Annotated in this window: 5 protein-coding genes; 4 read left to right on the forward strand and 1 reads right to left on the reverse strand. The window is 43.8% G+C overall.

Translation table 11 applies throughout. The annotated features are described in order from the left end of the window. Positions 1-9: 9 nt before the first annotated feature. The 4 genes from GVJ38_RS08690 to rlmN all read left to right on the forward strand — a co-directional run bounded on the left by GVJ38_RS08690 (position 10) and on the right by rlmN (position 5,226). Entirely contained in the window at positions 10-645 is a 636-nt protein-coding gene (locus GVJ38_RS08690) for an amino acid ABC transporter ATP-binding protein (RefSeq protein WP_159722764.1), read from the forward strand. Positions 646-692: 47 nt separating this feature from the next. Then, positions 693-1,520, forward strand: coding sequence for an amino acid ABC transporter substrate-binding protein (locus GVJ38_RS08695; protein ID WP_159722765.1), 828 nt, complete (start codon positions 693-695; stop codon positions 1,518-1,520). An 86-nt stretch (positions 1,521-1,606) separates the two neighbouring features. Beyond that, the gene (locus GVJ38_RS08700) at positions 1,607-4,003 is read left to right on the forward strand and encodes a DNA translocase FtsK (protein WP_159722769.1); all 2,397 of its coding nucleotides are present in this window, start codon (positions 1,607-1,609) and stop codon (positions 4,001-4,003) included. 155 nt (positions 4,004-4,158) lie between these two features. After that, complete coding sequence (rlmN, locus tag GVJ38_RS08705) at positions 4,159-5,226, forward strand: 23S rRNA (adenine(2503)-C(2))-methyltransferase RlmN (protein WP_159722770.1); 1,068 nt, start codon at positions 4,159-4,161, stop codon at positions 5,224-5,226. A gap of 108 nt (positions 5,227-5,334) precedes the next feature. Here the strand turns inward: rlmN and GVJ38_RS08710 are convergent, their stop codons facing one another. Next, complete coding sequence (locus tag GVJ38_RS08710; protein WP_159722766.1) at positions 5,335-6,162, reverse strand: NUDIX hydrolase; 828 nt, start codon at positions 6,160-6,162, stop codon at positions 5,335-5,337. Between the last annotated feature and the right edge of the window lie 239 nt (positions 6,163-6,401).

Raw genomic sequence — 6,401 nt, forward strand, 5'->3', positions numbered from 1 at the left:
GTGAAAAAAATGATCGAATTAAAAAATGTCAACAAGTCATTTGGAACAAAAAAAGTGATCGATAATTTGAATCTCGTGATCCCTGACGGTGAGATCTTAGCAATCGTCGGTCCTTCCGGCGGTGGGAAGACGACGCTGTTACGAACGTTAGCTGGTTTGGAAAAAGCAGACAGCGGAGAATTTTTATTAGACGGCCAGCCCTTTGATCCGACGTCTACCAAAGAACAAGAACAAGTCGTCGGCGTCGTCTTTCAAGATTTTCAATTGTTCCCGCATTTAAGTGTGCGCGATAATATCACGATCGCACCCTGCCTCGTCTTAAAAGAAAGTAAAGACGTTTACAATCAAAAAGCGGAGCGGTTGGCAAAACTATTAGGTCTAAGCGAGTTGTTGGAAAATTATCCTTACCAACTTTCTGGCGGTCAAAAGCAACGGCTAGCGATCGCACGGGCGATGGCGATGGACCCAAAAGTTTTAGCTTATGACGAGCCCACCAGTGCGCTTGATCCTGAATTGCGCCAACAAGTGGAAAAACTGATCTTGGATTTGAAAAAAGACGGTGTGACCCAGATCGTTGTGACCCATGATTTGACTTTTGCCGAAAATATCGCGGACAAGCTGTTGAAAGTTGAGCCGATCAAATAAACAAATGAAGGAAAAAACTTTTTAACCAATCAAGGAGGAGACCAAGTATGAAAATCAAAAAAATGGTATTAGGGTTAGTCGCAGTCGTAGGAATGTTTACGTTAGGAGCTTGTGGTTCTAAAAAATCTGATGCGGCAGATGGTTGGAAAAAGATCGAAGAATCCAAAAAAGTGACGGTGGGATTAGATGATACGTTTGTGCCAATGGGGTTCAAAAATGATCAAGGCAAAATCGTCGGGTTTGATGTTGATCTTGCGAAAGCCGTTTTCAAAAAATATGGCATCAACGTCAAATTTCAACCGATTGATTGGTCGATGAAAGAAAATGAATTGGAAAACGGAACGATCGATTTGATTTGGAACGGATATACTGTGACAAAAGAGCGGGAGAAAAAAGTTGCTTTTACAAATCCCTATGCGTCAAATGAGCAAGTGATCGTCACACCGAAAAAAGACAACATCACAAGTGTCAACGACTTAAAAGGAAAAAAACTTGGCGCTCAAGAAGGTTCATCTGGTTATGAAGCATTTACGAATGAACCGAAAAAATTAAAGGATCTCGTAGCGGATAACGATGCGGTACAATACGCTAGTTTCAATGAAGCTTTTATCGATTTAAAAAGCGGACGAATCAATGGGTTGTTGATCGATAATGTGTATGCCGATTATTATTTGAAACAAGCTAAACAAACCCAAAACTACAACATCATGCCAAGCGGTTTTGCAAATGAAGATTTTGCAGTCGGCGCGCGCAAAGGTGACAAGCAACTAGTCAAAAAGATCAACGAAGGCTTGAAAAAAGTCGAAGCTGATGGTCAGTATGCCCAAATTTCAAAAAAATGGTTTGGCGAAGAATTAAAAGTCCCACAACCATAATCTTAAGCAAACTTTAGGCGAGCATAACTTTTGTTCGCCTTCTTTTTTTTGTATAATGGGGAAGAATGAAATGAGGGATGAAAAAAATGGCGCAGCAGCGTAAACGTAAGAAAAAAAAGAAGCTGACCAAAAAACAAAAACAATTGCAAGAACAGCGGCTGACGATTTCAATCGGCGCACTCTTTTGTCTGTTCGCAGTCTTTTCACTGTTTCATTTAGGCTTTTTAGGGAATTTGATCGCCAATGTCTTTCGGATGCTAGGCGGCAATACATATCAATTTTTAGCCGTGTTATTAGGTGTTTACGGTAGTTTATTGATCGTCAAAAATACTAAACTGAAGATTACGAAGATTCGGCGCTGGAGTGGCGTAGGTGTTTTTTATTTAGGAATCTTACTGACGCTACACGCTCGACTTTTTGCCAGTGTTCAAGCTAAAGACCCGAATGTATTGAAGACGACGTGGGATTTATTGCTGAGTGATTTTTTCGGTGATCAGATTACACAAAATGTTGGTGGCGGAATGTTAGGCGCCGCATTATATAGTTTGACGCACTTTTTAGTTTCGCAAGTAGGTAGTTATTTAGTTGCTATTATTTTATTTTTAGGTGGGATCTATTTATTTAGTTTGATGGACTTTGCGCAAGTGGTGGATTTTCTAACACAGACAGGCGACACGGTCAAAGAAAAATTAGAGACTGTTGATGAAAGACGAGCGACGCGCAGTAAAGCGCGGGCAGCTCGCCGAAAAGAAAAAGTGAAAGCCCAACGAGCGGTCACTAAAAAGCAGACCACTGCACCCGTGCAACCGGTAGAACGTGAGTTGACGCCAGGTGAAAAATTAGCCAAAGAAAGTCAAGAGCCCCACACGAAAGCAGTTGAGCCCGTTGCACCCGTACCGATCGAAGGCTTCCAAGCACCTGAGCCACCACAAGCACGGGTGACACCTGCTAGTCCAGCAGCTGGTGCGACGGAAAACTTAGAAGAAGAACCAGATGCAGGGGAGTTGGAATTTGATTTAAATGCTGAACCGGAAGATCACGATTATCAATTGCCGCCATCGACATTACTAGATCAAATCCCGGCAACGGATCAAAGCGATGAATATCAAAAAATCGAGCAAAATATCAAAGTGTTGGAAAAAACGTTTGATAGTTTTGGTGTGGAAGCTAAAGTCGTGAAAGCCAGTCTTGGCCCGGCGGTCACGAAATTTGAAGTGCAGCCAGCTGTGGGTGTCAAAGTCAGCAAGATCGTGAATTTGACGGATGACATTGCCTTAGCGTTAGCGGCAAAAGATGTTCGAATGGAAGCACCGATCCCAGGAAAATCATTGATCGGGATCGAGGTACCCAATAGTACGGTCAGCACCGTTTCATTTCGGGATATCATCGAGTCGCAACCCAATCACCCCGATAAATTATTGGAAGTGCCATTGGGGCGAGATATTTCTGGTTTAGTACGGACGGCGGATTTGACGAAAATGCCCCATCTGTTGATCGCCGGTTCGACTGGGAGCGGGAAGTCCGTCGCCATCAACGGCATCATTACCAGTATTTTGATGCGAGCCAAACCTCATGAAGTCAAACTCATGATGATTGATCCGAAGATGGTGGAGTTGAATGTGTATAACGGCATTCCCCATCTGTTGACCCCGGTTGTGACCAACCCGCGAAAAGCGGCTCAAGCGTTGCATAAAGTTGTCCAAGAAATGGAAGAACGGTACGAAAAATTTGCTCAATCAGGTGCGCGCAATATCACCGGTTATAACGAGCAAGTGATCCAGCAAAATTTAGAAGATGGACAAGTGCGGCCGATCTTACCTTTTATCGTCGTGATCGTCGATGAGTTAGCCGACTTAATGATGGTGGCGTCAAATGAAGTGGAAGATGCTATCACTCGGTTAGCCCAAATGGCGCGGGCTGCCGGGATCCATATGATCTTAGCTACTCAGCGCCCCAGTGTCGATGTCATCACCGGGATCATCAAAGCGAATGTTCCTTCGCGGATCGCGTTTGCCGTATCTTCTGGGACCGATTCGCGAACGATCATTGATAGCAATGGCGCGGAAAAATTATTAGGGCGCGGTGATATGTTGTTCTTACCAATGGGTGAAAATAAACCGATCCGTGTTCAAGGCGCATTCATTTCAGATCATGAAGTTGAGCAGATCGTATCCTTTGTTTCTGAACAGCAAGAAGCTCATTATGAAGAAAAAATGATGCCCACAGAAGAGCCGACGAGTTCACCATCAGAAGTGCCGCAAGATGATTTGTATGAAGAAGCTAAAGCCCTAGTTGTCGATATGCAAACGGCAAGCATTTCACTCTTGCAACGGCGCTTTCGGATTGGGTATAACCGAGCCGCGCGCATCGTGGACGAATTGGAAGACAACGGCGTGATCGGACCATCTGTCGGTAGTAAGCCCCGGGAAGTATATTTACAAAAAACAGATGAAGCGGATCTGCCACTGGAAAATCATCCGTAACAAAAAAGTCTCGTACTTGCGAGACTTTTTTTAGTCGACTGAGTGTTACTAAGAAGCGGTCATCATTTAAAAGAAAGCGTGAAGTTTTAGCTAGAGCGTTGCATTGCATTTTTGAATCCGTTATAGTATGTAGCGAAGAACTAGGAGGTAAGATGTTGGAAAAAATATCGATTTATGGTTTGCAAAAAGCGGCGCTGACAGAGTGGTTAGTAGCCCATGGCGAAAAAAAATTCCGCGCGACGCAAATTTGGGAATGGTTATATCAAAAGCGGGTCACCACATTTTCTGAGATGACCAATCTTTCTAAAGCGACACTTGCGTTATTAGAAGAACATTTCATTATCAATCCATTAAAGCAAATGGTCGTCCAAGAAGCAAGTGACGGTACAGTCAAATATTTATTTGAACTACCAGATAAAAATATGATCGAAACGGTTTTGATGCGGCAAGAATACGGCTTGTCAGTGTGTGTCACGACCCAAGTCGGCTGTAATATCGGCTGTACATTTTGTGCATCAGGCTTATTAAAAAAACAACGGGACTTGACTGCCGGCGAGATCGTTGCACAAATCATGTTAGTCCAACATTACTTTGATGAACGAGGCGAGGATGAACGGGTCTCTCACGTGGTCGTAATGGGAATCGGAGAACCTTTTGACAATTACGATAATGTAATGGACTTCATCCACGTAATCAATGACGCAAAAGGACTAGCGATCGGTGCTCGTCATATTACAGTTTCGACTAGTGGCTTAGTTCCTAAGATCAAAAAATTTGCCGAAAATGGATTGCAAGTCAACTTAGCGATCTCATTGCATGCACCAAACAACGATGTCCGTTCGTCGATCATGCGGATTAATCGCAGCTTCCCGATCGAAAAATTGATGGAAGCGGTGGATTATTATTTAGCGGAGACGAATCGTCGGATCACGTTTGAATATATTATGCTGGCAGGCGTGAATGACCGGCCTGAGCATGCTAAAGAATTAGCGGCGCTGATGAAAGATAAAAAGAAATTAGTTTACGTGAATTTGATTCCGTATAATCCAGTCAGCGAACACGATCAATATTCTCGTAGTGACAAAGCCGATGTATTGCGCTTTTATGATATTTTGAAACAAAACGGGGTCAACTGTGTGATCCGTAAAGAACATGGGACCGATATCGATGCTGCGTGTGGTCAGTTGCGCAGTAAACAAATGAAGAAAAAAGCGAGCGCCTAAACTGTTCGTAGGTAAAAAGCCGCGATCAAAGTTTTACTTTGATCGCGGCTTTTTCAGCTAGTCATTGAGTCGATAAATCCAAAAATATTTTTCTTGCGTTCCACGTGTTTATTTTTTCTCACCGAGTTCATCTTTTAAACGATAGATCTTAGATGGACGACCGATTCCCACTGGACGTTCGCCGATCTCGACGAAATATTGCAGCATCGCTTTTTTAAAGTTGGAGTGGTCAACCGTGCGGTAATCAACGCCTAAAAATTTAGCAAAGACTTTACGCGCTTCTGTGATGGTGAATTCATCACCTAAGACTTGCAAGATCAACGGTTCGTGATCCATTTTGTTCACGATTCGATTGAAGCCTTTGCGAATAATCTCATTGTGGTCAAAAGCTAACGTATCTTTGCCAATTGATTTGCCCGTCTCAAGGTCGATCTCGATTTCGATATCGTCACTGGTGAGCACGATCTTGTCTGCTTGGCGCTCTAAATTGAACCAGCGGGCATCTTGCGTATCATCGCCAGCTGTCGGTGGGACTTGACCGATAAAGGCTAAATAACTGACGGTGATCACCCAGCCACGCGGATCGCGGTGAGGGGAGCTAAAAGTATGCAGCTGTTCTACGTTACGGCGCCCGATGGTAAGACCGGTCTCTTCTTTTGTCTCGCGCCGAACGCTATCATTGGTTGATTCATTTCGTTCGACAAAACCGCCTGGTAAAGCCCATGAATTGCGATAAGGATTGCCCCGGCGTTGGATCAATAATAATTTTAACTGATCCTCGGCTTTGTTGTACCCCATGATCACGATATCGACTGTGACAGAGGGCTTGTCGTATTCCGGTTGTTCTTGTTGCTTGTACCACGTGATAAATTCTGCTTCGGGGGCTTCGTGTTCATAATAATCTTTTTCAGCCGCCTGCGAAGAAAATTGTTTCATTGCTGTTTCACCTATCCTGTAAAAAGTATTTGATACTTTATTGTAGCATGAAAAATGAACAAGAACCGATTTTTTCCGAAAAAGATCAGAGGGGTGCAGTGCTGGTCGAATTAAATCAAAACCACCCGTGTGAACGGGTGGTTTGCTCTTCGGCTGAAAGCCTCTATTACCGGCCACGGCCTAAAAGGCCCTCTGAAAGGTCTCCCTTCCGCACCACTTCTACTCGCTGATTCTAAAAG

The organism is Enterococcus sp. CSURQ0835, assembly GCF_902706605.1.
Taxonomy (GTDB): Bacteria; Bacillota; Bacilli; order Lactobacillales; family Enterococcaceae; genus Enterococcus_A.